This is a genomic window from Kribbella sp. NBC_01505 (assembly GCF_045040285.1).
Classification (GTDB): Bacteria; Actinomycetota; Actinomycetes; order Propionibacteriales; family Kribbellaceae; genus Kribbella.
The window spans coordinates 2,425,501-2,447,824 of record NZ_CP109425.1 but is presented as its reverse complement, the minus strand read 5'-3'; the positions used below and the strand labels follow the sequence as shown (position 1 = coordinate 2,447,824).

At 66.7% G+C, this 22,324-nt stretch carries 28 protein-coding genes; 17 read left to right on the top strand and 11 right to left on the bottom strand.

Translation table 11 applies throughout. The annotated features are described in order from the left end of the window. Nucleotides 1–29 precede the first annotated feature (29 nt). Nucleotides 30–545 (top strand): GNAT family N-acetyltransferase, encoded by a 516-nt coding sequence (locus tag OG474_RS11460; protein ID WP_405062227.1) that lies wholly within the window; start codon nucleotides 30–32, stop codon nucleotides 543–545. Here OG474_RS11460 and OG474_RS11455 read toward each other — a convergent pair. Further along, entirely contained in the window at nucleotides 542–1,195 is a 654-nt protein-coding gene (locus OG474_RS11455; RefSeq protein WP_405062226.1) for a M15 family metallopeptidase, read from the bottom strand. The genes OG474_RS11460 and OG474_RS11455 overlap by 4 nt on opposite strands. A 37-nt stretch (nucleotides 1,196–1,232) precedes the next feature. Here OG474_RS11455 and OG474_RS11450 point away from each other — a divergent pair, with 37 nt between their 5' ends. Continuing rightward, complete coding sequence (locus tag OG474_RS11450; RefSeq protein ID WP_405062225.1) at nucleotides 1,233–1,892, top strand: response regulator transcription factor; 660 nt, start codon at nucleotides 1,233–1,235, stop codon at nucleotides 1,890–1,892. Next, a complete protein-coding gene (locus OG474_RS11445) occupies nucleotides 1,889–2,977 on the top strand; it encodes a sensor histidine kinase (RefSeq protein ID WP_405062224.1) in 1,089 nt (362 codons plus the stop codon). Before OG474_RS11450 ends, OG474_RS11445 begins: the two co-directional genes overlap by 4 nt. A gap of 126 nt (nucleotides 2,978–3,103) precedes the next feature. Here OG474_RS11445 and OG474_RS11440 read toward each other — a convergent pair whose 3' ends face one another. Next, on the bottom strand, nucleotides 3,104–3,556 hold the full coding sequence (locus OG474_RS11440; protein ID WP_405062223.1) for a GNAT family N-acetyltransferase: 453 nt from the start codon (nucleotides 3,554–3,556) through the stop codon (nucleotides 3,104–3,106). A 54-nt stretch (nucleotides 3,557–3,610) separates the two neighbouring features. Here OG474_RS11440 and OG474_RS11435 point away from each other — a divergent pair, with 54 nt between their 5' ends. Both OG474_RS11435 and OG474_RS11430 read left to right on the top strand, forming a co-directional pair. Then, complete coding sequence (locus OG474_RS11435; protein ID WP_405062222.1) at nucleotides 3,611–4,096, top strand: GNAT family N-acetyltransferase; 486 nt, start codon at nucleotides 3,611–3,613, stop codon at nucleotides 4,094–4,096. Beyond that, nucleotides 4,096–4,884, top strand: a complete 789-nt coding sequence (locus OG474_RS11430) for an alpha/beta fold hydrolase (RefSeq protein WP_405062221.1) — start codon at nucleotides 4,096–4,098, stop codon at nucleotides 4,882–4,884. The genes OG474_RS11435 and OG474_RS11430 overlap by 1 nt, the downstream gene beginning before the upstream one ends. Nucleotides 4,885–4,983: 99 nt before the next feature. Here the strand turns inward: OG474_RS11430 and OG474_RS11425 are convergent, their stop codons facing one another. The 9 genes from OG474_RS11425 to OG474_RS11385 all read right to left on the bottom strand — a co-directional run bounded on the left by OG474_RS11425 (nucleotide 4,984) and on the right by OG474_RS11385 (nucleotide 9,754). Then, nucleotides 4,984–5,172 carry a hypothetical protein gene (locus OG474_RS11425; protein WP_405062220.1) on the bottom strand — a complete coding sequence of 63 codons (189 nt, stop codon included), beginning with the start codon at nucleotides 5,170–5,172 and terminating at the stop codon, nucleotides 4,984–4,986. Nucleotides 5,173–5,291: 119 nt separating this feature from the next. Then, nucleotides 5,292–5,747, bottom strand: coding sequence for a hypothetical protein (locus tag OG474_RS11420; protein WP_405062219.1), 456 nt, complete (start codon nucleotides 5,745–5,747; stop codon nucleotides 5,292–5,294). Continuing rightward, nucleotides 5,731–6,474 (bottom strand): hypothetical protein, encoded by a 744-nt coding sequence (locus OG474_RS11415; protein ID WP_405062218.1) that lies wholly within the window; start codon nucleotides 6,472–6,474, stop codon nucleotides 5,731–5,733. The genes OG474_RS11420 and OG474_RS11415 overlap by 17 nt, the downstream gene beginning before the upstream one ends. Before the next feature lie 7 nt (nucleotides 6,475–6,481). Then, entirely contained in the window at nucleotides 6,482–6,862 is a 381-nt protein-coding gene (locus OG474_RS11410; RefSeq protein ID WP_405062217.1) for a hypothetical protein, read from the bottom strand. 57 nt (nucleotides 6,863–6,919) lie between these two features. Further along, nucleotides 6,920–7,438 (bottom strand): hypothetical protein, encoded by a 519-nt coding sequence (locus OG474_RS11405; protein WP_405062216.1) that lies wholly within the window; start codon nucleotides 7,436–7,438, stop codon nucleotides 6,920–6,922. 42 nt (nucleotides 7,439–7,480) lie between these two features. Beyond that, nucleotides 7,481–7,828 (bottom strand): hypothetical protein, encoded by a 348-nt coding sequence (locus OG474_RS11400; RefSeq protein WP_405062215.1) that lies wholly within the window; start codon nucleotides 7,826–7,828, stop codon nucleotides 7,481–7,483. 32 nt (nucleotides 7,829–7,860) lie between these two features. After that, nucleotides 7,861–8,319 (bottom strand): hypothetical protein, encoded by a 459-nt coding sequence (locus OG474_RS11395; RefSeq protein WP_405062214.1) that lies wholly within the window; start codon nucleotides 8,317–8,319, stop codon nucleotides 7,861–7,863. A gap of 8 nt (nucleotides 8,320–8,327) precedes the next feature. After that, nucleotides 8,328–8,564: a hypothetical protein gene (locus OG474_RS11390; RefSeq protein WP_405062213.1), complete on the bottom strand. Its 237-nt coding sequence runs from the start codon at nucleotides 8,562–8,564 to the stop codon at nucleotides 8,328–8,330. A gap of 362 nt (nucleotides 8,565–8,926) precedes the next feature. Then, nucleotides 8,927–9,754 carry a M23 family metallopeptidase gene (locus tag OG474_RS11385; RefSeq protein ID WP_405062212.1) on the bottom strand — a complete coding sequence of 276 codons (828 nt, stop codon included), beginning with the start codon at nucleotides 9,752–9,754 and terminating at the stop codon, nucleotides 8,927–8,929. A 376-nt stretch (nucleotides 9,755–10,130) separates the two neighbouring features. On the opposite strand from OG474_RS11385, the gene OG474_RS11380 reads away from it, so the two are divergent. The 12 genes from OG474_RS11380 (at nucleotide 10,131) to OG474_RS11325 (ending at nucleotide 22,316) form a co-directional block, all read left to right on the top strand. After that, nucleotides 10,131–10,211, top strand: coding sequence for a putative leader peptide (locus OG474_RS11380; protein WP_405064565.1), 81 nt, complete (start codon nucleotides 10,131–10,133; stop codon nucleotides 10,209–10,211). A gap of 123 nt (nucleotides 10,212–10,334) precedes the next feature. Next, a complete protein-coding gene (locus OG474_RS11375) occupies nucleotides 10,335–11,297 on the top strand; it encodes an amino acid ABC transporter permease (RefSeq protein ID WP_405062211.1) in 963 nt (320 codons plus the stop codon). Further along, nucleotides 11,294–12,085 (top strand): amino acid ABC transporter ATP-binding protein, encoded by a 792-nt coding sequence (locus OG474_RS11370; protein ID WP_405062210.1) that lies wholly within the window; start codon nucleotides 11,294–11,296, stop codon nucleotides 12,083–12,085. The genes OG474_RS11375 and OG474_RS11370 overlap by 4 nt, the downstream gene beginning before the upstream one ends. Nucleotides 12,086–12,091: 6 nt before the next feature. Then, nucleotides 12,092–13,045 (top strand): ABC transporter substrate-binding protein, encoded by a 954-nt coding sequence (locus OG474_RS11365; RefSeq protein ID WP_405062209.1) that lies wholly within the window; start codon nucleotides 12,092–12,094, stop codon nucleotides 13,043–13,045. Between the two features lie 11 nt (nucleotides 13,046–13,056). After that, nucleotides 13,057–14,010, top strand: a complete 954-nt coding sequence (locus tag OG474_RS11360; protein ID WP_405062208.1) for an ABC transporter substrate-binding protein — start codon at nucleotides 13,057–13,059, stop codon at nucleotides 14,008–14,010. Nucleotides 14,011–14,028: 18 nt separating this feature from the next. Then, on the top strand, nucleotides 14,029–15,084 hold the full coding sequence (ssuE, locus tag OG474_RS11355; protein ID WP_405062207.1) for an NADPH-dependent FMN reductase: 1,056 nt from the start codon (nucleotides 14,029–14,031) through the stop codon (nucleotides 15,082–15,084). Next, nucleotides 15,081–16,211 (top strand): LLM class flavin-dependent oxidoreductase, encoded by a 1,131-nt coding sequence (locus OG474_RS11350; protein WP_405062206.1) that lies wholly within the window; start codon nucleotides 15,081–15,083, stop codon nucleotides 16,209–16,211. The genes ssuE and OG474_RS11350 overlap by 4 nt, the downstream gene beginning before the upstream one ends. After that, entirely contained in the window at nucleotides 16,208–17,524 is a 1,317-nt protein-coding gene (locus tag OG474_RS11345) for an NtaA/DmoA family FMN-dependent monooxygenase (protein ID WP_405062205.1), read from the top strand. Before OG474_RS11350 ends, OG474_RS11345 begins: the two co-directional genes overlap by 4 nt. Next, on the top strand, nucleotides 17,521–19,407 hold the full coding sequence (locus OG474_RS11340) for an FAD/NAD(P)-binding protein (protein ID WP_405062204.1): 1,887 nt from the start codon (nucleotides 17,521–17,523) through the stop codon (nucleotides 19,405–19,407). Before OG474_RS11345 ends, OG474_RS11340 begins: the two co-directional genes overlap by 4 nt. Next, nucleotides 19,397–20,503 carry an LLM class flavin-dependent oxidoreductase gene (locus OG474_RS11335; protein WP_405062203.1) on the top strand — a complete coding sequence of 369 codons (1,107 nt, stop codon included), beginning with the start codon at nucleotides 19,397–19,399 and terminating at the stop codon, nucleotides 20,501–20,503. The genes OG474_RS11340 and OG474_RS11335 overlap by 11 nt, the downstream gene beginning before the upstream one ends. Next, on the top strand, nucleotides 20,500–21,276 hold the full coding sequence (locus tag OG474_RS11330; RefSeq protein ID WP_405062202.1) for a DUF1684 domain-containing protein: 777 nt from the start codon (nucleotides 20,500–20,502) through the stop codon (nucleotides 21,274–21,276). The genes OG474_RS11335 and OG474_RS11330 overlap by 4 nt, the downstream gene beginning before the upstream one ends. Further along, on the top strand, nucleotides 21,273–22,316 hold the full coding sequence (locus OG474_RS11325) for an LLM class flavin-dependent oxidoreductase (protein WP_405062201.1): 1,044 nt from the start codon (nucleotides 21,273–21,275) through the stop codon (nucleotides 22,314–22,316). Before OG474_RS11330 ends, OG474_RS11325 begins: the two co-directional genes overlap by 4 nt. The last annotated feature ends 8 nt before the right edge of the window (nucleotides 22,317–22,324 follow it).

Below are 22,324 nucleotides of genomic sequence, written 5' to 3'. Positions count from 1 at the left end.
ATAGCGGCAGTTGTGGCTACTATCGTCACATGATCAGAGATGCCGGCCCTGAGGACGCCGCGGCCTGTGCGGCGATCTACGCGCCCTATGTCACCGATACCGCGATCACCTTCGAGGTCGATCCGCCGACCGTCGAGGAGATGGCGGTCCGGATCAAGCAGGCGCTGGCCACGCACGCCTGGGTGGTCGTCGAGGACGCCGGCCAGGTGACCGGTTACGCGTATGCCGGCCCGATGAAGCCGCGAGCGGCGTACCGGTGGTCCTGTGAAGTCAGCGTGTATCTCGAGCTCGGCCGGCGCCGGACCGGGGCCGGGCGGGCGCTCTACGAGGCGCTGTTCGATCGGCTGATCGCGCGGGGCTATCGGACCGCGATTGCCGGGATGACGCTGCCGAACGATGCCAGCGTCGGGCTGCACACGGCGTTGGGGTTCGAGCCGATCGGGACGTACCGACAGATCGGCTGGAAGCTCGACGGTTGGCACGACGTGGCCTGGGGACAGCGGCCACTCGCCGTACTGGCTGATCCGCCGGAAGAGCCTCGTTAGGACGGCGTCGTCATCGGCGGGCAGTCGCCGCCGGGCGTGGTGACCAGCTCGAAGTGCCAGATCTCGTTGGAATAGGTCTGGCACAGGCCGAACCGGTTGCCCTTGCGGATCAGCCAGTCGTCGGCGTCGGTCGGGCCGATGTCGACGGCGTGACCGGTGACGTGGTGCGACTCGTCCGGGTCCGCGACGAACTTCTTCGCCTTCTCCCGGCTGCCGTACTGCTTGATCGCCTTGTCCATCAGTTCGACCTGGTACTTCTTGCTCCGCCAGCCGGTGGTCACCTGCATCGGGATCCCGTCCTCCTTCATGGCCTGCTCGGCCTTCTGGACGGCCGCGCGCAGCTTGGGGTCGAGGTTGGCGATCCCGGGCAGGTCGGTGTCGAAGGCGCTGGTCCCGGAGGGGAGTTTGCCGTCCGCGGCGCCGGGGAGCTTGCTGCTGCCGCCGCCGGACTTGGCATGTGGAGTTCCGGAGGGGGTCGTGGAATCACTCTGATCGGCGGCGGAGACCGCGGAGCAGGCGGTGAGGCCGAAACTGGTGACCGCGGCAACGATCACCAGCCCGGTGAGGGCAGTGGAGCGACGTGGTGTGGTTTCGATCATGCCGAACAGTTCATCTGAGGCGATGTTGCCGGAGCGTCTACGTTTCGGCATACGTTTTCGATAGGTCCGGCCTGCTTCAATGGTGGTCATGCGGGTGCTGGTCGTGGAGGACGAGGTCTATCTCGCCGAGGCGATCCGGGCCGGCCTGCGGCTGGAGGCGATCGCGGCCGATCTCGCCTTCGACGGCGACGCGGCGCTGGCGGCGGTCGCCGTGAACGACTACGACGTGGTGGTGCTGGACCGCGACATCCCCGGCCCGAACGGGGACGAGGTCTGCCGGCAGATCGTTGCGCAAGGCATCGGATGCCGGGTGCTGATGCTGACCGCCGCCGGTGACCTGGACGACAAGGTGACCGGGTTCGAGCTCGGCGCCGACGACTACCTGACCAAACCGTTCGAGCTGCGCGAGCTGATCGTCCGGTTGCGGGCGCTCCTGCGCCGGCCCGCCACGGCCACCCCGACAGTGATCGAGTACGCCGGGGTCCGCCTCGACCCGTTCCGCCGCGAGGTCTACCGGGGTGAACGGTACGTGAAGCTGACCCGCAAACAATTCGCCGTACTGGAGGTGCTGATGACCGCACGTGGTGGGGTGATCAGCGCGGAAACCCTGCTGGAGAAGGCGTGGGACGAGAACGCCGACCCGTTCAGCAACGCGGTCCGGATCACCATCTCGGCCGTCCGTAAGCGGCTCGGTGATCCTTGGGTGATCCACACCGTGCCGGGCGTCGGCTATCGGATGGGCTCGTGAGCTCGCCGGGGTTGGTGACGTGGCGGCCGCGGTTGACGGTGCGGCTCCGGTTGACCCTGAGCTACGCCGGGCTGCTCGTCGTCGCGGGCGGGGTGATGGCCTGCATCCTGTGGCTGGTCTTCCGGATCGTGCCGAACTACCCGTTCATCGCCGCGAACCCGCGGGATCAGCGGCCGGCCCCGACGCGCGGTGAGATTCTCGATCTGACGGTCAAACTGTCGGCGTACGCGATCGGTTTCCTGGCAGTCGTCGGTCTGGTCGGCGGCTGGTTCCTGGCCGGGCGGATGCTGAGGCCACTGCAGGAGATCACCGCGGCCGCTCAGCGGGCGTCGACCGGTGCGCTCGATCACCGGATCGGGCTGACCGGGATCCGGGACGAGTTCACCGACCTGTCCGACACGTTCGACGCGATGCTGGATCGGTTGCAGGCGTCGTTCGAGCAGTATCGGCGGTTCGCGGCGAATGCCTCTCATGAGCTGCGCACTCCACATGCTGTGATGAAGACGATGCTCGATGTTGCTCAGGCAGATCCTGCGCACCAGGACGTACCTGAGCTGGTCAAACGCCTGGCCGAGACCAATCAGCGCGGGATCGACATCGTCGAGGCGCTGCTCAGCCTGGCCGCGCTCAACAACCGCGAGGTGGAGCTCGACCCGATCGACCTCTCCTTGATCGTCCGTACGGCGCTTCCCGTGCTGGCGTCCGAAGCCCGCGCGGCCGGGATCGCCGTGGAGACCGTGCTCGCCGAATCGGTTGTCGAAGGCAACGAGATCCTGCTGCACCAACTGGTCACCAACCTGGTCCAGAACGGTATCCGGCACAACGTCGGCCCCGGCGGCTCGGTCACGTTGGTCCTGTCCCCGGGCCAACTCGTCGTACGGAACACGGGCCCGGTCCTCGACCCCGCCCAGGTCCGAACCTTCATCGAACCCTTCGCCAAAGATCGCTACGGCGCCGGCCACGGACTGGGCCTAGCCCTGGTCGCCCGCATCGTCGAGACCCACTACGGCACCCTCGCCCTCACCCCCAACCCCGACGGCGGCCTCACGGTGGCAGTAACCCTCCCCACCGCCGACCTCCTCTGATCGTGGAGAGGCGGCGGCTAACGTCCGACGATCCGGAGACGGGCCCCTCCGGTTCTTCGGACGTTGTGGAGGGACGGCGGCTAACGTCCGACGATTCGGAGACGGGCCCCTCCGGTTCTTCGGACGTTAGTTGAGCGGGCGGGACCAGGCGACTTCGCGCTCGAGTTGGCCGGTTTGGGTGAAGAGGCGGACCTGGTGGGTGTCTGGTAGCGCGGCGGCGAGTTCTTCGCGATCGGCCGGTTGGAATCCGAGCCGCTGCCAGAACGGTCCGGAGCGACGGCTGAACAACCACGCCGACCTCGCGCCCTGCCGAGCGGCCTCATCCAGAGCGAACTGAGCCAGCCGAGTGCCGTACCCACCGCGACGAGCATCCGGATGTACGGCGACGCTCCGGATCAGCGCGTGCTCCCGGTCGGCGCTCAGCTCGAACCCCGTGCTGCCGACCACCGCGCCGTACTCGGCCCGGTCGATCCAGACCAGAACACCGGGATCGTCGAGCCCACTCAACGTCAGATCCGCTTCCTTCAGGAACTGCGTCAGCGCTTCCCGATCCTCCATGGTCATGACCTGGGTTCTCACCGCCCCAGTCTCTCATCGCCCGGGGTGACCTCCCGGCCGGGTGAAGATGGTGAGATGGGTGAGGTGACGATTCGATGGGCAGTCGAGGCGGATGACCCCGCGCTGCTGGAGATCGAGCTGACGTCGTGGGACGGTACGACCGGGTTCCCGTCGTACCTGGAGAGACTGGGCGACAGCTTCTTCGGCAAGAGCGGTCCGGAGGCGCACCTGGTCGCCGAGTACGACGGCACCGTCGTCGGGTATCTGCGGCTCGAGGACAAATACCCGTTCCGCGAGGGAGCCGGCGTACTGGCCGTCAACGGCCTGGCGGTCGCTCAGTCGGCCCGGGGCCACGGGATCGCCGCCGCACTCCTCGCCGCCGCCACCGCCGAGGCCCGTACTCGCGGCGCCCGAAAGCTCAGCCTCCACGTCTTCGGCTCGAACGCCGCCGCCCGCCGCCTCTACGAACGTGAGGGATACATCGTGGAAGCCACCCACACTGCAGAATTCATCATCGACGGCCGCCCGACCGACGACCTCGTTCTGGCCAAGATCCTCTGATGCTCACCTACCGCATCGAAGGCGACGGCGAGCCGGTGGTCTGTATCCCGGGCGGGATGCTGCCCGCCGCGTACCTCGGTGATCTCGGCGGACTACCGGCTCAGCTGGTCCTGGTGGACCCGCGCGGCTCCGACGGGCTGGGTGATCCGGAGAGCTGGCGCTGCGACCGACAGGCCGCCGACCTGGAGGCCCTGCGTGCGCACCTCGGTCTGGAGCGCCTGACGCTGCTCGCTCACTCGGCCGGCGCGAGCTTGGTGACGCAGTACGCCGTCCAGTATCCGTCGCGAATCGCCAGACTCATCCTGGTGACGCCGAGCCCGTTCTCGGTCGGCATCGCGATGACCGCCGACCGCCGTCGCCGAGTGCTCGCGCTCCGCAAGGACGAGCCCTGGTACGCCGAGGTCGCGGCAGCGTTCGAAGCGCTCCAGACGGGTGCTCCGGTGGATCCGTCCGCGCTGAACCCGATCGGCTACGCCCGCTGGGACGACGAGGCCCGTGCTCAACAGGCGCTGGAGGACAAGCTCGCCGTCCCCGATGCCCTGAGTGCCTACTACGCCGACGGCGCCTTCGATCCCGCCGAAACCCGAGCTGCCCTGCGCCAACTCGACGTACCAGCGCTGATCATCTCCGGCGGACTCGACCTCTCCTCCGACGCCGCCGCCGGCGCAGAGTTCGCCGCGCTGTTCCCTCAGGGAACCCCAGTTGTCCTCGAAGGCGCCGCCCACCACCCCTGGCTAGACGACCGCCACGCCTTCGCCGAAACCGTCCACCACTTCCTCACCACCTAACACAGATGGTTCGCCGGACCTGCACCACTGACCAACCGCCTGCTGAGCGGTCTGGCCCGCGCAAGCCGAGCGTGAACCATGCGGTCCGTGGAGAGTTAGTCAGTGCCGGCGGTCCGCCAGCCGCTCGTCGACACGGTTGCCCGACACCTGCTGCAGGCCTCCGCAGTAGGACCAGCCCTGGGAATGCATGAAGGACAGCAGGTGCGTATTTCCTGCAGCGTCGTTCACGCTGCGCGAGCCGATGCTGGTCGTGCGGATGCCAACCACGTGCTGTCGTTCGTGCCGCACACCACTGGCTCCACGCCTGCGCCGAGGAAGACGGCGCCTGTACGCCGCCTGCATCGCGAACCGCCGGCCGATCTAGCCCACGGCGGATTGCTTGTGGCTCGCACTGCGCGAATCTTCCATCAGCAGATGAGGCGCCCTCGGCAGGCTTCGACCCGCGTTGCCCACTCAGCACTCACGCGATAGGTCCTGTGCAGGGCCGTGTAGACCCCCGTGCGATCGGCTACGCCGTAAATCGAGGAAGCTATGTCCCGCGTTAGCAGATTGTCGAAATGGAAAGATCCCTCGAAGCCGAACCAAGCCACCTCGGCACCCTGGGTGATTGCCGCTCCTAGCCACGCTTCGACGACGACGTCGACATCCGCCGGCGCGACGTCGTACCGCAGATCGTGTTCATACACCTCGCGTTCGCCGAGATCCCGATCCGGATCCTCCAGCCAGTACGTCGAAACCTTCAGCGGCTTGCTGCCCTCGGTAACCACCGGAGGCGTTCCCACCGCCTCGACCGTCCCAACAGCGAAGAGCGACAGGAGCCAGTAGGTACCCGGCCAAGCGAGCCCCTCAAGCAGTCGCTTCATCAGAGTCCCCTTTGTCCAATCCGGGCAGGACCAGATGCCGCGCGACCACCTCGACCGTATCGGCAAGCGCGCATCTCTCGAACTGTCCAGTCGTCTCGTAGGCGACAGAGCCCGCCTGCTCTTCCAGTTCGACGTAGTAGTAGCCATCCGGTTGTTCGCACGAGCTCACGTACGCCAGCAACTCCGGATCCTTGGAAGACACCACGCCGATCGCCGTCAGGTCGCCGGCCCAGTGATCCTTGATCTCCCAGCCGCTCGCCCGCCGCCCTAGCGCCCGAAGGAACTGCAAGACGCCCTCGTCCTTTTCAGTCGCAGGAACCTCATCGATTACTTCGATCTCACGACGTCGCTGGTCGAAGATCGCGCGAGCGGCCGGTTCGCCGTCAACGAGTCGCTCGTAGAAGAAGTAGTCGGTAGCCCACTCGGGGAACGAGATCAGCGGGTACTGGTTGTCGCGGCCAAACACGAAGTAGCCGCACTGCCAGCTCGCTGGAAACCGTCCATCGACGATCTCGAAAAGCGGGGCGGGCGCCCAGACGGGCCACGGTAGATCATCATCGTTCAGGACGTAGTACCAGGTCAGGCCGAGCAGAACGGTGATGCCGTAGACCGGGTAGGAGCAACCTAGGGTCAGCGGGAACTCAGTCTCAGCAGTAATCCCTCGACCGCTGTCATAGGCCGTGGGAGGGAGCGAGTCGGCGACGTTCGCGATGCAACGCACGATCATTCGAACTTCACCCCCCACCGGTAGTGCAAGCAAATGCGCCCAGATCAGTGTTCGCCGGCGACGCAGCTAGGACGGCCGCAGCCAGTCGTCGGATCTCCGCCCACTCCGCGGACTGGAGGTCGTCGACTGTCCAGCCTAGGTTGTCGCGGTCCAGTGCGCAGTCGAGTTTCTTCAGACTGGCGGAGGCTTCGGCCCAGTCCGCGTTGTCGGTCAGGAGACTCTTGAGTGGCTTGTAGAAGTCCTCGAACTCGAGCCCCAGTTCATCGGCCAGCGGCGCCACACCCAGTTCCGCGAGGTACTCGGTCTGCCGCACAGACGACGCAGCCAGTCGGCTCAGACTCTCGGTCAGTTGGGCTAGCGAGGCTGCAGAGTTCTGCTCGTCGATCATTGGACTTGGTCCTCCAGGGCTCCCAGTATGCGCATCGTGCGCTGCGGTCGCGCCTGGTTATTCGGAGGGCTCGAGACCTGCTGGTTCGACCTCGACGTTGACGAGGTTTGCTTGGGACAACGCGGCTGTGGCAGTGGGGGACAGCAGGATGGTTGACTCGTTGGCGGGGACGAACAGGTCCGATCCATCAAGAGTTCCTGGGTTCAGGTACCGACCGATCCCTGGGGTGAGGATCGGGCCGCAACGGCCGGTGACTTGCAGCATCGAAACCGGGGGCACGGATGGGTTGCCGTTGACGGTCACCCGTACGGCGGACCAGCCGGCGAGCTGTTCCGATCGAAGAACGTCCAGGAATCGGTCGGTGACCAGGTAGACCTCGGCCCAGAGCGTGCCGAAGATATCGGCTAAGCGCCCGCGGGGAGGCGCGTCGGCGACCAGGTCCGGCATGGAGCTGATCTCGTCGGCCAACGCCGCGCGCCCGCCGTACCGATCGATGCCCAGCAGATCCAGCCTCATGAAGGAATAGTCGAGAAGATCCAGCCTCGACAGATCTCCGACACTAGGCAACGTCGTCATGCATCCTCCCCATCGCTTTGACAGCCGGTGAACTCCGCGCGATCAGCCTTGCAGGAAGACGTCGGTCACCGTAACCCGCTCGGCGACGCTCACGACGAGCTGACCGCGGAAGCCATCCATCCCTGACCAGATCCAGAACTCGACCCGGCCACGCTCCTCGCGGACGGAGACCTTCGTCGCCAGTTCCCGGTCAAGTCTCCAACGTTCGACCCCGTCTTCGACCCACCGAACGTGAACCGAGGCGGCGATCTCGTCCCAGATGACTGTCACCACGGCGCCGTCGTTGGCCCAGGCGGTGACAGAGACGACGCCGGGCTCGTCGGTAGTCGTCACCTCAACGGACAAACCGTCCAGGTCTACAAGCCGAGGAACCTTGAACAATGCGCCCATTGCAACCTCACCCTAATGCCGTAGCGATGTCGCTATGGCACGATCTGGCTTCTGCAGCTTTCGACTCGTGCGGCCCACTCGATGCTCCGTCGGTACTTGTCGTCGAAGGCTGTGGAGACGCCTGTTCGGTCGGCGACTGCGTAAATTGTGGGAGCGATATCCCGTATCAACAGAGCGTCGAAATCGAAAGATCCTTCGAATCCGAACCAGGCAACTCGGGCGCCGGCGGTGATCGACCCCTGCAGCCAAAGTTGAACTATGGCGTCGAGGTCGTCGGGCACACTCTCGTACCTCAAGTCGTGTTCGTATACCTCAAGGATCCCTAAGTCTCGATCTGGATCTTCCATCCAGTAGCTCGAAACCTCGGTCGGCCTACTGCCCTCCGTGATCACCGGTGGCCGGCTTACTGCATCGGGTAGGCCGAGCGCGAAGAGGGACAGGAGGACGTATGTACCTGGCCATGACACACCATCGATGAATCGGCTACTCATCAGATCCCTCACCCTGCCATGAATCCGTCTCTGTAGAGGCGATGGCGACGGCCCTCGTCCTCCAGGACGTTCTTCAGGAACAGGCCGAAATCCCAGTGTTCGGGTTCGGCGAACGGGGTGGGGTCGTCCTCAGGGTCGAGACCCTCGATGAAGGCGTTGGTGTACTCGACCCTCGAGACCAGGCCACCGCTGTCATGGAGGCTGAGGCGGGAGCGGGTGCCTTGCCTCTCCCAGTGGACTCGCACTTGGGCAGGGTCAAACCGCCGGACCTGTTGATCGACGCGTAGCCACAGGGAATCTTCAGATCGATAGAGAACAGCCAGAGCTCCATCGAGTCGCGCGAAGTGCCCGGATGGGAGGTCGTCAATCTTTCGCGACTGGGCCTCGGAGCGGCTGAGTACCGTCAGCTGTCCCAACTCCGGCTCATAGTGGCCGATGTCTGCGAACCGGTCATGAGACGCAACAAAGATTAGGATCCCGAGTCCTTTCCTCCAGGCGTGAAGCTCCGACCATCCTGTGCGTCACCTGTGAGTGGCGTCAAGGATGGGCCGGGCATGCAAGAAGGCGCCGCGCATTTAGCGCGACGCCTTCGGGGGGACCTCTGGGGTTATGGGGTTACGCCGTGCTGGCGGAGCCAGGGGTCGGGGTTTACGGGGGTGTTGCCGTCGGGGAGGACTTCGAAGTGGACGTGGGCGCCGGTGGTGTTGCCGGTGAGGCCGATGGCGCCTACTTGGGTGCCGGCGGTGACGTTGTCGCCTACGGCTACGTCGAACTCGGCCATGTGGCTGTAGGAGGTGACGGTGCCGTCGGCGTGGCGGACCTTTACCTGGCGGCCGTAGGCGCCTTCGAAGTCGGCTTGGATGACCTCGCCGGCCATGACCGAGCGGACGGGGGTTCCGTAGGCCGCGGCGAAGTCGAGGCCGGTGTGGTTGTGGGCCCAGCGGCCGCCGGCCTGGTTGAAGCGGGCGGTCAGGTGGTAGCCGGTGGTCGGGAGGACGACCTTCGGGGCGGCGGCCTTTGCCTTGGCGAGGGCGGTGGCTTTGGCGATGGCGGCTGCCTTTGCGGCGGCGTCGGCCTTGGCCTTCGCGGCGACGATGCGGGCGGACTTCGCCTTGGCGGCTGACAGGGCCAGTGCGCCACGTGCTCGCATGGTGCCTCTGGCCGCGCGCTCCTGGTACGCCCTGGCGTCGGCGAGCGAGAGGTCGATACGGGTGGCGTCCCGGGAGCCGAGGTCACGACGCTCGACGCGGGCCGCGGTGAGAGCGTCGGCCTGTGAGGGGCTCAGTCCGGTGCTCGCGGTGGAAGCCTCGCCGACGGAGGCGGTGAGACCGATGGTGCCCGCGGTCGCTGCGAGGGCGGCGGTGAGGCCGACCAGCTGCGTCCGGCGGTTGGTACTTCGTTGCTTGTTGCGTGCCTTGGACCGGTGTCTGGCCACAGGGTGAGAGGACACGATGGCCTTCCATAGCGATTGAGAGCTGTCAGGTGGGGGTAGCCACCGGGCGGATCCTCGGCAGCTCATCGACCATAACGACCAGATCACGGTCGCCTCAAACGCGGATTGCAACCGGATCACGGAATTCGGTCACGCTGAGCGACTGCCGTCCTCCGCCTCGTACCCGCTCAGGCGTGGGCGGGGCGGATTGAAACGGCGAGTACCGCGTGACCGGGATCACCCGGAAAGTGGCGCGGAACGGCCCTCCGGACCCGTTATAGAGCGTCCATATATTGAGAGGTTTGTCGACCAACTTACTGATCTTTCAAGTTCGACCCATACTGGTTGAGACCGCAGATATCAGTGGCAAAAGGAGGCGATGGGCATGACGCGCGCACTGCCGTACTACCGCCTCCACATCGACCTGCTGCGGGTCTCCAGCGCCCTCTGTCGGCGCTGACAGCACTTCCGCCTGTCCTCTGAGCACCGCCACGACGCCCAACGACGGACGTCGGCGCCGCTGCGCTCAATTCCTTCCCCGCCCCGATCCCCGCGTAAGCCTGCCCACCGCCAGGGAGAACCCGTGTCGACCACCTCGCTCACGTCCGATCAGGACACCGCCGATCCGCCACCGTCCGCCGTACTGGCTGATGCCGATCTGCCGGTCATCGCCCGCCGTCACCCCTGGCGTTGGGTCGGTGTCGCGGCTGTCCTGGTGCTGCTCGCGATGTTCGTGCACGGGCTCGCGACCAACCCTGGCTGGGATTGGCCCACGTTCTTCCAGTTCTTCACCACCCGGACGATCTTCTCCGCGCTCTGGGTGACGATCCAGCTGACGGTGTACGGCACCGTGCTCGGCTTCGCGCTCGGAGCCGTGGTGGCGACGATGCGCCTGTCCAGCAGTCCGTTTCTGCAGGTCGTTGCCTGGGGCTACATCTGGGCGTTCCGCTCGATCCCGCTGATCGTCCAGCTGCTGTTCTGGTTCAACATCGCTTACCTGTATCAGGAACTGAGCCTGGGCATCCCGTTCGGGCCGGAGTTCGTGCACTTCAGTACGAACAACCTGTTCGGCCCGCTGGGTGCCGCCGTACTGGGGCTGGCCTTGCATCAGGCCGCGTACGCCGCGGAGATCATTCGCGGCGGGATCATCTCGGTCGACGCCGGCCAGGTGGAGGCCGCTGCCGCACTGGGGATTCCGAAGCTGCGGCAGTTCTTCCGGATCGTGCTGCCGCAGGCGATGCGGTCGATCCTGCCGAACGGCGCGAACGAGGTGATCAGCCTGTTCAAGGGAACGTCGATCGTCTCGGTAATGGCGATTCCCGAACTCTTCTACCAGGTGCAGGTCATCTACGGCCGCAACAGTCGTGTCGTCCCACTGTTGATGGTGGCAACAGTTTGGTACATCGTCCTGACCACGCTGCTGTCGATCGCCCAGTTCTACGTCGAGCGGCACTTCGCCCGCGGCGCGGCCCGATCGTTGCCGCCGACACCTATCCAGCGGGTACGGCGTTCCTGGGGCGATCTGAAGGCGAGGGCGGCGCGATGAGCGAGCGCAGCGAGGTCATCCAAAAGCACAGCGCGATGGTGGATATCAAGGGCGTGCACAAGAGCTTCGGGGAGCTCGAGGTCCTGAAGGGGGTCGACCTCGAGGTCCGGGCCGGGACCGTCACGGTCATCCTGGGACCGTCCGGTTCGGGGAAGTCCACGCTGCTGCGGTCGATCAACCATCTGGAGAAGGTCGATCGCGGGCTGATCCGGATCGACGGTCAGCTGATGGGCTACAAGCGGCGCGGCGACAAGCTGTACGAACTGCGTGAGCGGGAGATCCTGCATCAGCGTTCGCAGGTCGGCTTCGTGTTCCAGAACTTCAACCTGTTCGGGCATCTGACCGCGTTGCAGAACGTCGTCGAGGCGCCGGTCGCCGCGCAACGCCGCAAGCGCAGCGAGGTCGAGCCGTTCGCCCGGGAGCTGCTCGAGCGGGTCGGCGTCGGCGACAAGGCCGACGTGTACCCGCGCCAGCTGTCCGGTGGTCAGCAGCAGCGGGTCGCGATTGCCCGCGCGCTCGCCCTCAAGCCGAAGGTCCTGCTGTTCGACGAGCCGACCAGCGCGCTGGACCCGGAGCTGGTCGGTGAGGTCCTCGACGTGATCAAGGAGCTCGCCCGCGACGGTTCCACGATGGTTGTCGTCACCCACGAGATCGGTTTCGCGCGGGAGATCGCCGACACGGTGGTCTTCATCGACGGCGGCGTGATCGTCGAGTCCGGCCCGCCGCACCAGGTGCTCGACAACCCAGTCCATGAGCGCACCCGCGCCTTCATCTCCAAAGTCCTCTGAGGAACCATGAGAACCCGTTTGTACGCCGCTCTTGCCGCCACCGGACTGTTGCTGGCAGCAACCGCCTGCACCGCCGACCCGACCACCAACGTCTCGGCCGAGACCGGCGGGGTGAACACGTCGGCCGACCAGAAGCGGGTCGAGGTCAAGAAGAACGAGGCGGCGGCCGCGCTGTTGCCGGCCAAGGTCCGGGAGCGCGGCACGCTGATCGTGGGGAGCGGGCAAGGCAGTGGCAGTGTGCCGCTCGGCTTCTACGCCGACGACAACAAGACACCGATCGGCCTCGAGATCGACATCGCCTACCTGCTCGCCGGCGAGCTCGGGCTGACGCCGCAGATCGAGGTGACGAGCTGGGAGAACCTGTTCGTCGGCCTGGACTCGGCGAAGTACGACGTCGGCCTCACCAACATCACGGTCACCGAGAAGCGCAAGCAGAAGTACGACTTCGCGACGTACCGCAAGGACGACATCGCGTTCGAGGCGAAGAAGGGTGGGACCTGGAAGGTCACCGGCGGCAAGGACATCGCCGGGAAGACGATCGCGGTCGGGTCCGGGACGAACCAGGAGAAGATCCTGGTCGACTGGAACGAGCAGAACATCAAGGCTGGATTGCCGGCGGCAACGATCAAGTACTTCCAGAAGAACACCGACACCTACCTCGCGCTGAGCTCGGGACGGATCGACGGCTACTTCGGACCGAACCCGTCGATCGCCTACCACATCAAGACCGGTGGGGACACGGAGTCGATCGGCAAGTTCTCCGGGGCGGGGCCGACGTTGCAGGGCCTGATCGCGGCGACCACGAAGAAGGACAGCGGTCTCGTCAAGGCCTACCAGGCCGCGCTGAACGCAGCCATCGCCGACGGCAGCTACGCCAAGGTCCTCGAGCGCTGGAACGTCGCGAGCGAAGCCGTCGAGAAGTCGGAGATCAATCCGCCCGGCCTCCCGATCACGGACTGAGGACTCCAATCATGCTGAAGAAGATCCTGGTCGGCGTCGCGCTGCTGTCCCTGGCCGCGTGCGCCGACCCGAAGACGGAAGCGCCGACGACCGACGCCTCCGTGGTGTCCTTCGACACCTCGGCCAACCAGACTCACATCACCTCGACGAAGGTCGATGCGATCGCGGCCGAGCTGCCTGAGGCAGTGCGGGCCGGAGGCAAGCTTGTGGTGGGCAACGGAAGTGCGGGCGGTGGGCAACCACCGCTCGGGTTCACCGCTGACGACAACAAGACACCGATCGGTGTCGAGATCGACATCGCCCATCTCGTCGCGAGCGTGCTCGGACTACAGGCCGACGTACAGACGACCAGCTGGGAGAACCTCTTCCTCGGGCTGGACTCCGGGAAGTACCAGGTGGGCGTCTCGAACATCGGCGTCTCCGAGGTGCGCAAGGAGAAGTACGACTTCGCGACGTACCGGCTCGGTCTGCACGCCTTCGAGGCCAGGACCGGTTCCGGTCTGAAGATCGCCGGACCGGCGGACATCTCCGGGAAGAAGGTCGCGGTCAGCTCGGGAACGCTGCAGGAGGCGATTCTCCTGGAGTGGAACAAGCAGAACGCCGCCGCGGGGCGTGCGCCGGGCGATCTCAAGTACTACCAGCAGTCCGCTGACACCTTCCTGGCGCTGCAGTCCGGCCGGATCGACCTCTACCTGGGGCCGAACCCGAACGCGACCTATCACGTCGCCACGCAGCACAAGACCGAGATCGTCGGCACGGTGTCGTCCGGCTACCCGATCCAGGGCCTGGTCGGGGTGACCACCAAGAAGGACAACGGTCTCGCGAAGCCACTGGCCGACGCGCTGAACGCGGCGATCGCCGACGGCAGCTACGCGAAGGTGCTGGCCAAGTGGGGCCTCAGCGACGAGGCCGTCCCGAAGTCGTTGGTCAACCCTCCCGGCCTTCCCAAGCCCCCAGCCAAGTAGTGCACGAGTAGGAGAAACATGGCGACCATCGCAACGATCTCCAGCAGCCCGTCGGTGCCGTCCCGGACCGACGCCGTCCTCGAATACGTCACCAAGCGTCTGATCAGTCACGGGCACGAGGTCACCCCCATCGTGCTCCGCGACCTGCCGGCCGCGCCGTTGCTGCACGGCGACGCCGACGATCCCGGCATCGCGGCCGCGATCAAGACCCTGGAGTCGGCCGACGCCGTCGTCGTCACGACTCCGGTGTACAAGGCGGCGTACGCCGGTCTGCTGAAGGTCTTCCTGGACCTGCTGCCGCAGTACGCGCTCAAGGGCAAGACAGTGTTGCCGTTGGCAACGGGTGGGACGCCGGCGCATGTGCTGGTGATCGACTACGCGCTGCGGCCCGTGCTCTCGAGCCTCGGGCCGAGCGCGATCACTCAGGGTTGGTTCGTGCTGTCGTCGCACATCAACCTGTACGACGGGGGCGGCGTACTGCTCGATCAGGTCGCGTCGGTGCCGCTCTACCAGGTGACTGAAGCGTTCCTGGCTGCGGTCGAAGGCAGTGAGGCGGTCGACAGCCCGCCGGTGCAGGCTGCGGCGATCGAGGTGCTGCGGGCTCGGCCCGAGGACCCTGAGGCGGCGCCGCTGCTCGCGGATCTCGTCGTCGAATACAGCACTCGCTACGGCCGGACCAACGAGAACACGCAGCTCACCGAGGTCCCGCCGACCGACTTCCACGCCGACAGCGGGGGAGCGTTCGTCCTTCTCCGGTACGACGGGCAGACGGTGGCTGGTGGAGCGATCCGCCGGTACGACGATCAGACGGCTGAGGTGAAACGGATGTGGACCTCGCACCTGCATCGGCGGCAGGGGCTCGGTCGCCGAGTACTCGCGGAGTTGGAGCAGGCGGCGGTCGATCTCGGCTACCGCAAGCTCTACCTCACCACGGGTCCCCGCCAGCCGGAGGCCGCGGCGCTCTACCGGTCCGTCGGCTTCGAACCGCAGTTCGACGTCGACGCCGATCCGGAGTCGATCGGCCCGCTGCCGTTCACGAAGAACCTCACACTCGCTCTGAAGGTGGCCTCATGACTGTGCACATTGGCACGCTCCGCGCGGTGGGTCGACTGATCACCGCTGTTGAGATCGATGGTGCGGGTGGACATCCGGGGGCGTGGCGCGGGCCGGAGGTTGATCCGGGGGCGATCCTGACGGGGTCGTTGGCGTTGCGCGCGGTTCAGCGTGCGGAGGCGGCGGGGGTCGACATCGCAACCTTCGTGGACACGTTGGAGGCGCCGTCGGATGCGGCCGGTGCTGTGAGCGTGCGGCTGGATGCGCTGGGGTTGGCGGCTCGGATCGCGCCGGCTACCTCGCGGATCGGGCTGCTGCCGACGATCACGGTCACCCATACCGAACCGTTCCACGTGCAGGCCTCGGTCGCGACGCTCGATTACGTCTCCGCCGGACGCGGCGGTTGGGTCGCCGACGTGTCGACGTCCGCCGAGGCCGCGGTGGTGATCGGTCGCCGTGAACCGGCTCCGGCCGCAGACCTCTGGCGCGAAGCCCGGTACGTCGTCGACGTCAGCCGCCGGCTGTGGGATTCCTGGGACGACGACGCGATCATCCGCGACGCCCCCACTGGTCGCTTCGTCGACCGTGACCGCCTCCACTACGTCGACTACGAAAGCCCCACCTTCACCATCAAAGGCCCGTCGATCGTCCCGAGACCCCCACAAGGCCACCCGATCACCGCCGTCCGGGTGAACACGCCAGAGGCGCTCGAGTCGGCGGCAGATGCCGAGCTCGTGCTCCTGCCCGGTGCCGAGAACCTCGCAGAGCGTGTAGCGGCGATCCGAAGCCTTGGGGCGAGCCGCTCCAATGGGGCGGAGCCGGCGGCGGGGAGCGGGGGACCTCGGGTGCTGGTTTCGGTCGGCGTACTGCTTGATGAGGATTTGGCTGCTGCGGAGCGGCGGGCTGTGGGTGGGGCGTTCGACTACGTGGGTGGGGTTGAAGGGCTGGCGAGCCTGGTTCGGGAGTGGCAGGCGGCTGGGGTGGACGGGGTGCACTTCAGGCCCGCTTCGCTGGAGCTCGACGTCCCGGTGATTGCTGATCGGCTGCTGCCGTTGATCCAGACGGCGGCGGATCGTCCTGGAACGACGTTACGTAACAGGCTTGGGCTGACGCGGCCGGCCAATCGGTACGCGGAGGGTGTGCGATGACTAAGCAGCTCCACCTGGCGGCGCACTTCCCGGGGGTGAACAACACCACCGTCTGGGCCGACCCGGAGTCCGGTTCGCAGATCGACTTCGCGTCGTTCAAGCACCTTGCGGCGACGGCTGAGCGCGGGACGTTCGACTTCTTCTTCCTGGCCGAGGGACTGCGGCTGCGTGAGGTCAAGGGTCAGATCCACGACCTCGACGTCGTCGGCCGCCCCGAGTCGCTGACTGTGCTGAGCGCGCTGGCCGCCGTCACCACGCACCTCGGGCTCGCCGCGACCGTCAACTCGACGTTCAACGAGCCGTACGAACTGGCGAAGCGGATCGCCACTCTGGACCACCTTTCGGGCGGTCGCGCCGCGTGGAACGTCGTCACCTCCTGGGACGCGTTCACAGGTGAGAACTTCCGCCGCGGTGGCTACCTGGACAAGGCCGACCGCTACATCCGCGCGCAGGAATCCCTTCGGATCGTCCGGAAGCTGTGGGACGCCTGGACCGACGAGGACCTGGTGCTGGATCAGGAGGCGGGCGTCTTTGCCCGTGAAGGCACTGGGGCCTTCGCGGACGACGGCGCGCACTTCACCATCCAGGGCCGGTTCGGCTTGCCCCCGTCTCCGCAGGGGCGGCCGGTCGTGATCCAGGCCGGCGACAGCGACCAGGGTCGCGACTTCGCGGCCTCGGGAGCGGATGTGATCTTCAGCCGGCACGGTTCGTTCGCGGCCGGGCAGACCTTCTACAAGGACGTGAAGGACCGCCTGGCCAAGCACGGCCGCACCGAAGAATCGCTGAAGATCATGCCCGCGGTGACGGTCGTCGTCGCCGACACGGATGCCGACGCGGTTGAGAAAGCCCGCCACATCCGTGAACAGCAGGTTTCCGGGCCGACCGCGATCGTCCTGGCGGAACTCATCTGGGGACGCGACCTCTCCTCGTACGACCCGGACGGTCCGCTCCCGAAGGAAGATCCGGTGATCGGCTCGAACGTCACCCAAGGCCGGACCGGCTTCAACGACCCGGCATCGATCGTCAAGGAATGGCGTGAGGCGGCGGAGGCCAACAACTGGTCACTGCGGCAGACGGTGATCAACCAGCAGAACCGCCAGACCTTCATCGGCTCCCCGGAGACCGTCGCCGATGATATGAATCACCACGTCCAGGAGAACGCCGCCGACGGCTTCGTCCTGGTCCCGCACCTGACGCCCGGCGGCCTCGACGACTTCGTCGACCGGGTCGTCCCGCTGCTCCGCGAACGAGGTGTCTTCCGCTCCGAATACACCGGTACGACGCTCCGCGGCCACCTCGGGCTCGACCGATGAGTCAGGTCAGCACGATCCATCGCCGGCCGACTGTGGTGTTCGTCGGCGGTGGCCCACGAACGGTCGGCCTGCTCGAGCGGTTCGCGGCCAACGCGAGTGAGCTGCTCGGCGACGGGCCGGTCGAGATTCATGTCGTGGATCCGTTCCCCGCGGGTGGCGGTCGGATCTGGCGACGTGAACAGTCCCGGCTGCTCTGGATGAACTCGATGACCTCGGACGTCACGATCTTCACCGACGAATCGGTCGAGTGCGAAGGCCCGATCCGCCCGGGTCCGGACCTCGCCACCTGGGTGGCCGGTGCAGGCGCGACCATCCTGGAACGAGCCGGCATTCAGCAGCCCGGGCCGATGGACTTCCCGCCACGACTGGTCCAGGCGGAGTACCTGTCCTGGGTCTGGGACCGGGTCGTCCGTGACCTCCCGGCCACGGTGACCACGCATCTCGAGCGCGCGGTCGAGCTGACCCCGGACCGGCGCGTGGTCCTCGCCTCGGGCACGGAAATTCAAGCGGACCTCGTCGTACTGGCGCTCGGCTACCTCGATCGGTTGCCGACGGCATCGGAGACCGCGTGGGCCGCGCAGGCCGAGGCTGCTGGTCTCACCTACATCCCACCCGGCTACACCGCCGACGTCGATCTGGGCGACCTGCAACCAGGTGAGCGCGTGATCGTCCGCGGCTTCGGCCAGGCCTTCATCGACCTGATGGTCCTGCTCACCGAGGCCCGCGGCGGCTGGTACGACGAACGTGACGGGCTCCTCACCTACCACCCGTCCGGCGCCGAGCCGATCCTGTACGTCGGCTCGCGGCGCGGCGTTCCGTACCACGCGAAACTGGGTTACACCGTGGCCGGCGCCAGGCCGGTGCCGACCCGCTACCTGACCAAGGCCGCGCTCGATGCGTTGGGCGATGGTGTGCTCGACTTCGACAGTCAGCTGCAACCACTGATCGACAAGGAACTGGCCTTCGCGCATTACCAGCAGCTGTTCACCGCGCACCCCGAACGGACCCGCTGGGAGTGGACGCTCTTCCGCGATGTCCTCGACCGGTCGTTGCCCGACGCACCGGAATTCGTGGCCGCGGTGGCGACCGCCGTACCGGATCCGCAGGATCGATTCGTCCGGTCGGCGGTGGATCGGCCGCTGCATGGACGGTTCTTCGAGGATTGGTACACGTTCGAGCAGTTCCTGACCGAGCTGATCGAGAACGACCTGCTCCGGCGGGCGAGCCCGGAGCACTCGGCCGATCTGGCGGTTTTCAACGCGCTGCTGAGCATCTACAGCGTGCTGTCGGTCGCGATCACCGAAGGCAGGCTGTCCGATGAGGACCGGGTTCGGCGGGTCGAGACCGAGTGGCACGGGTTCTTCTCGTTCGTCGCCAGCGGACCGCCGCCGCGCCGGCTCGAGGAGCTGCTCGCTCTGCACCGGGCCGGGATCGTCCGGTTCGCCGGGCCCGACCTGGAAGTTGCCATCGACAACGATCGGTTCGTCGCGCGGTCCCCGGCAGTGGCCGGTGCGATCCAGGCCCGCGCTTTCGTCGAGGCCCGGTTGCCGCGGCCCGACGTACTGGCTGCGACGGATCCCTTGCTGCGTGGCCTGTTGGACGACGGGACGCTCGCGGCCGACGAGTTGTTCGCGGCCGACGGGACGAGTCTCGGTGGCGGTCTGCTCAAGGCCGACGGGCAGTGCCGCGCGATCCGTGCCGACGGGTCTGTGCATCCCGGACTGTTCCTGCTCGGCCCGTCGGTCTCGGGCTCGGCCGGGTCGTCCGGCTTCTCACGTCCGCACTTCAACGGTCCCGGCTTCCGGCAGAACGACGCCGTCGCCCGGAATCTGCTCACTTCGCTAGCACCCGCCGTACGGAAGGAAGAACGCCATGCCAGTTGAGTTCCTGGGCATCGCCGGGACCAACCCGGCCAGTGAGGTCGAGCCGCGCACCGGTGGTGCCCTCGATCTGGAGTACACCGCCAAGCTGGCCCGCGCGCACGAGGACAACGGGTGGGACCGGATCCTGTTCGCGTACCACTCCGGGTCGCCCGATCCGGCCCAGGTCGCGGCGTACGTCGCGGGGCGGACCGAGCGGATCAACCTGGTGGTCGCGCATCGGCCGAACGTCGCCTACCCGACACTGACCGCCAAGACCTTCGCAACGCTTGATCACATCAGCGGCGGGCGGTTCGAGGTGCATGTCATCACCGGCGGGTCGACCGCGGACCAGGCAGCCGAGGGCGACTTCCTGAGCAAGGACGACCGGTACGGACGGACGCAGGAGTTCATCCAGATCCTCAAGCAGGCCTGGACTTCGGACGAGCGGTTCGACTTCAACGGGAAGCACTACCAGTTCGAGCAGTTCGTCGCGGACATCAAGCCGCTGCAGCAGCCCCGGCCGCGGATCTCCTTCGGTGGCTCGTCGGCCGCCGCGTACGCGGTCGGTGCGGCCGAGGCGGATATCTTCGCGCTCTGGGGTGAGCCGCTGGCCGGGACGCGCGAACAGCTGGCCACGATCGACGCCGAGGCGGCACGCGCCGGGCGTGCGGACCGGCCGACGATCCAGATCGCCTTCCGGCCGATCATCGCCCCGACCGAGGAGCTGGCCTGGGAGAAGGCCGAGCGGATCCTGGGCCGGATCAAGGACGTCCAGGCCGGTACGCCGTCGCCGCGAGAGCGTCTGCGCTCCAAGACACCGGAGAACGCTGGTTCGCAACGCCTGTTGAAGGCTGTGGCGGAAGGAGACCGGCACGACCGGGCGCTATGGACCGGACCGACCGGGCTGACCGGCGGCGGTGGCAACTCGACCGCACTGGTCGGAACACCGGACACGATCGCCGCTGCGCTGCTGGACTACTACGACCTGGGCATCCGCATCTTCTCCGCGCGTGGCTATGACATCTACGACGACGCGGTGGATTTCGGCCGGTACGTCATCCCGCTGGTCCGCTCCGAAATCGCCCACCGTGAATCCCGGAAGGACCTGGCCTCATGACTGTCGTCTCGGATCTGGAGCAGGACTGGCACACGTGGCATGCGGCGCGTGAGCAGGACCTGAACACGGACTACGGCTGGTTGTCGATCGTCGGGTTCGACTGGCTCGCCTCGGAGCCTCGTGCGCTGGACGGTCTGCCCGGAGAGTGGTGGGTGGCCGATGGGCGAGCGCATGTGACCTCGGACGGCTCGTTGACGTTGAACGGTTCGCCGGTACACGCCACCTCGGCGACGGTCGCTGAGGCTGGTTCGCTCAGCTGGCTGCTGTTCGGCAACCGCTTGGTCGAGCTGGTGCTGCGGGGCGGCCGGTACGCCGTCCGTCAGCGGGATCCGGGCGCTGCGACTCGACAGGGGTTCACCGGCGTACCCTCGTACCCGCTGAATCCGGAGTGGGCGGTGCGGGGCTGGTTCACGCCGTACGGCGCTCCGGAGCGGGTGGAGGTGGCCACTGCGCGCGATGACCTGCGTCAGCACGTCAGTGCGGTCGGTACGGTCCACCTCGCGCTGGGCGACTCGGCGTACGAGCTAGTGGCGACGGCTGTGTCGGACGGACGGCTCGCACTGTCGTTCCATGACGCGACCAACGGCTCAGAGACCGCGCCTTGGCGCAGTGTGACCACAGGGGTGCTGGAGCGCGACGGGTCGGTGCTGATCGACTTCAACCGGGCGATCAACCTGCCGTTCGCCTTCACTGCCTACGGAACCTGCCCTGCGCCGGTGACCGGCAACCGGCTCGGACTACCGGTGACGGCCGGCGAGAAGAAGCTCCGGTGAAGTTCTGTACGTACACGCTGATCGACAACTCGCCGGACCCGATCAGTGGTGAGCAGCTGACGACGCACGATCGCTTTCAGCATGTGGTCCGGCAGGCGCAGTGGGCCGAGGAGCTGGGCTTCGACGGGTACGGCGTGGGCGAGCGGCACGCGCAGCGGTTCATCTCGTCGTCGCCGCCGGTGGTGCTGGCCTACTTGGCCGCAGTGACGTCGCGGATCCGGTTGCTGACCACAGTGACTGTGCTGTCGCTGCTGGACCCGGTGCGGGTGGCGGAGGACTACGCGACGCTGGATCAGCTGTCCGGTGGCCGCCTGGACATCATCATCGGGAAGGGCAACGACCCGGAGCAGAACGCGTTGTTCGGGTATGACCTGGACGGGCAGTGGGACCGGAACCGGGAGAAGTACGAGCTGCTGCGCCGGTTGCTGCGCGAGACCGGAGTGAGCTGGTCTGGGCAGTACCGGCCGGAGCTGGTCGACGCGACCACGCAACCGCGGCCGTTCCGACCCGATGGGATCCCGCTCTGGCACGGGTCTGCCTCGTCCGAGGAGTCCACCGAGCTGGCGGCGCGCTTCGGCGACCCGCTGTTCTCCGCGAATGGCTTCCACCCGCTGGCGAAGTACGCCGGGCTGATCCGGCACTACCGCGAGCGCTGGGAGGCGTACGGCCGCGATCCGGCCGATGCGGTGGTCGGAGCGGGGTTCAACGGGCTCTACGTCCGCAAGAGTTCACAGGACGCGCTGGACGGTTACCGGCCGATCTTCGACGCGTTCATGGACTCACCTGGTGCGCGGCACAACCAGCTCCCGTTCAAGACGCTGGAGGACTTCCTCGAGCAGGGGTCTGTGCTAGTGGGGTCGCCGGAGCAGGTGATCGACAAGTTCGGCCGCTACCAAGAGGCGTTCGGGCATGAGCTGTCCGGCGTCTCACTGGAGGTGCCGGGTCTCCCCGAGGCCGAGAACCGCGCCTCGGTGGAGACCTTCGTCACAGACGTCATGCCGGTACTGCGTTCGTCGTACCCCTCGCGGGTGTGGAACTAGACGCCTGC

Coding starts and splice junctions, on each gene's coding strand:
- OG474_RS11460 (WP_405062227.1), top strand. CDS start 30: ATGATCAGAGATGCCGGCCCTGAGGACGCCGCGGCCTGTGCGGCGATC.
- OG474_RS11455 (WP_405062226.1), bottom strand. CDS start 1,195: ATGCCGAAACGTAGACGCTCCGGCAACATCGCCTCAGATGAACTGTTC.
- OG474_RS11450 (WP_405062225.1), top strand. CDS start 1,233: ATGCGGGTGCTGGTCGTGGAGGACGAGGTCTATCTCGCCGAGGCGATC.
- OG474_RS11435 (WP_405062222.1), top strand. CDS start 3,611: ATGGGTGAGGTGACGATTCGATGGGCAGTCGAGGCGGATGACCCCGCG.
- OG474_RS11430 (WP_405062221.1), top strand. CDS start 4,096: ATGCTCACCTACCGCATCGAAGGCGACGGCGAGCCGGTGGTCTGTATC.
- OG474_RS11420 (WP_405062219.1), bottom strand. CDS start 5,747: ATGAAGCGACTGCTTGAGGGGCTCGCTTGGCCGGGTACCTACTGGCTC.
- OG474_RS11415 (WP_405062218.1), bottom strand. CDS start 6,474: ATGATCGTGCGTTGCATCGCGAACGTCGCCGACTCGCTCCCTCCCACG.
- OG474_RS11410 (WP_405062217.1), bottom strand. CDS start 6,862: ATGATCGACGAGCAGAACTCTGCAGCCTCGCTAGCCCAACTGACCGAG.
- OG474_RS11405 (WP_405062216.1), bottom strand. CDS start 7,438: ATGACGACGTTGCCTAGTGTCGGAGATCTGTCGAGGCTGGATCTTCTC.
- OG474_RS11400 (WP_405062215.1), bottom strand. CDS start 7,828: ATGGGCGCATTGTTCAAGGTTCCTCGGCTTGTAGACCTGGACGGTTTG.
- OG474_RS11395 (WP_405062214.1), bottom strand. CDS start 8,319: ATGAGTAGCCGATTCATCGATGGTGTGTCATGGCCAGGTACATACGTC.
- OG474_RS11380 (WP_405064565.1), top strand. CDS start 10,131: ATGGGCATGACGCGCGCACTGCCGTACTACCGCCTCCACATCGACCTG.
- OG474_RS11370 (WP_405062210.1), top strand. CDS start 11,294: ATGAGCGAGCGCAGCGAGGTCATCCAAAAGCACAGCGCGATGGTGGAT.
- OG474_RS11365 (WP_405062209.1), top strand. CDS start 12,092: ATGAGAACCCGTTTGTACGCCGCTCTTGCCGCCACCGGACTGTTGCTG.
- OG474_RS11360 (WP_405062208.1), top strand. CDS start 13,057: ATGCTGAAGAAGATCCTGGTCGGCGTCGCGCTGCTGTCCCTGGCCGCG.
- ssuE (WP_405062207.1), top strand. CDS start 14,029: ATGGCGACCATCGCAACGATCTCCAGCAGCCCGTCGGTGCCGTCCCGG.
- OG474_RS11350 (WP_405062206.1), top strand. CDS start 15,081: ATGACTGTGCACATTGGCACGCTCCGCGCGGTGGGTCGACTGATCACC.
- OG474_RS11345 (WP_405062205.1), top strand. CDS start 16,208: ATGACTAAGCAGCTCCACCTGGCGGCGCACTTCCCGGGGGTGAACAAC.
- OG474_RS11340 (WP_405062204.1), top strand. CDS start 17,521: ATGAGTCAGGTCAGCACGATCCATCGCCGGCCGACTGTGGTGTTCGTC.
- OG474_RS11335 (WP_405062203.1), top strand. CDS start 19,397: ATGCCAGTTGAGTTCCTGGGCATCGCCGGGACCAACCCGGCCAGTGAG.
- OG474_RS11330 (WP_405062202.1), top strand. CDS start 20,500: ATGACTGTCGTCTCGGATCTGGAGCAGGACTGGCACACGTGGCATGCG.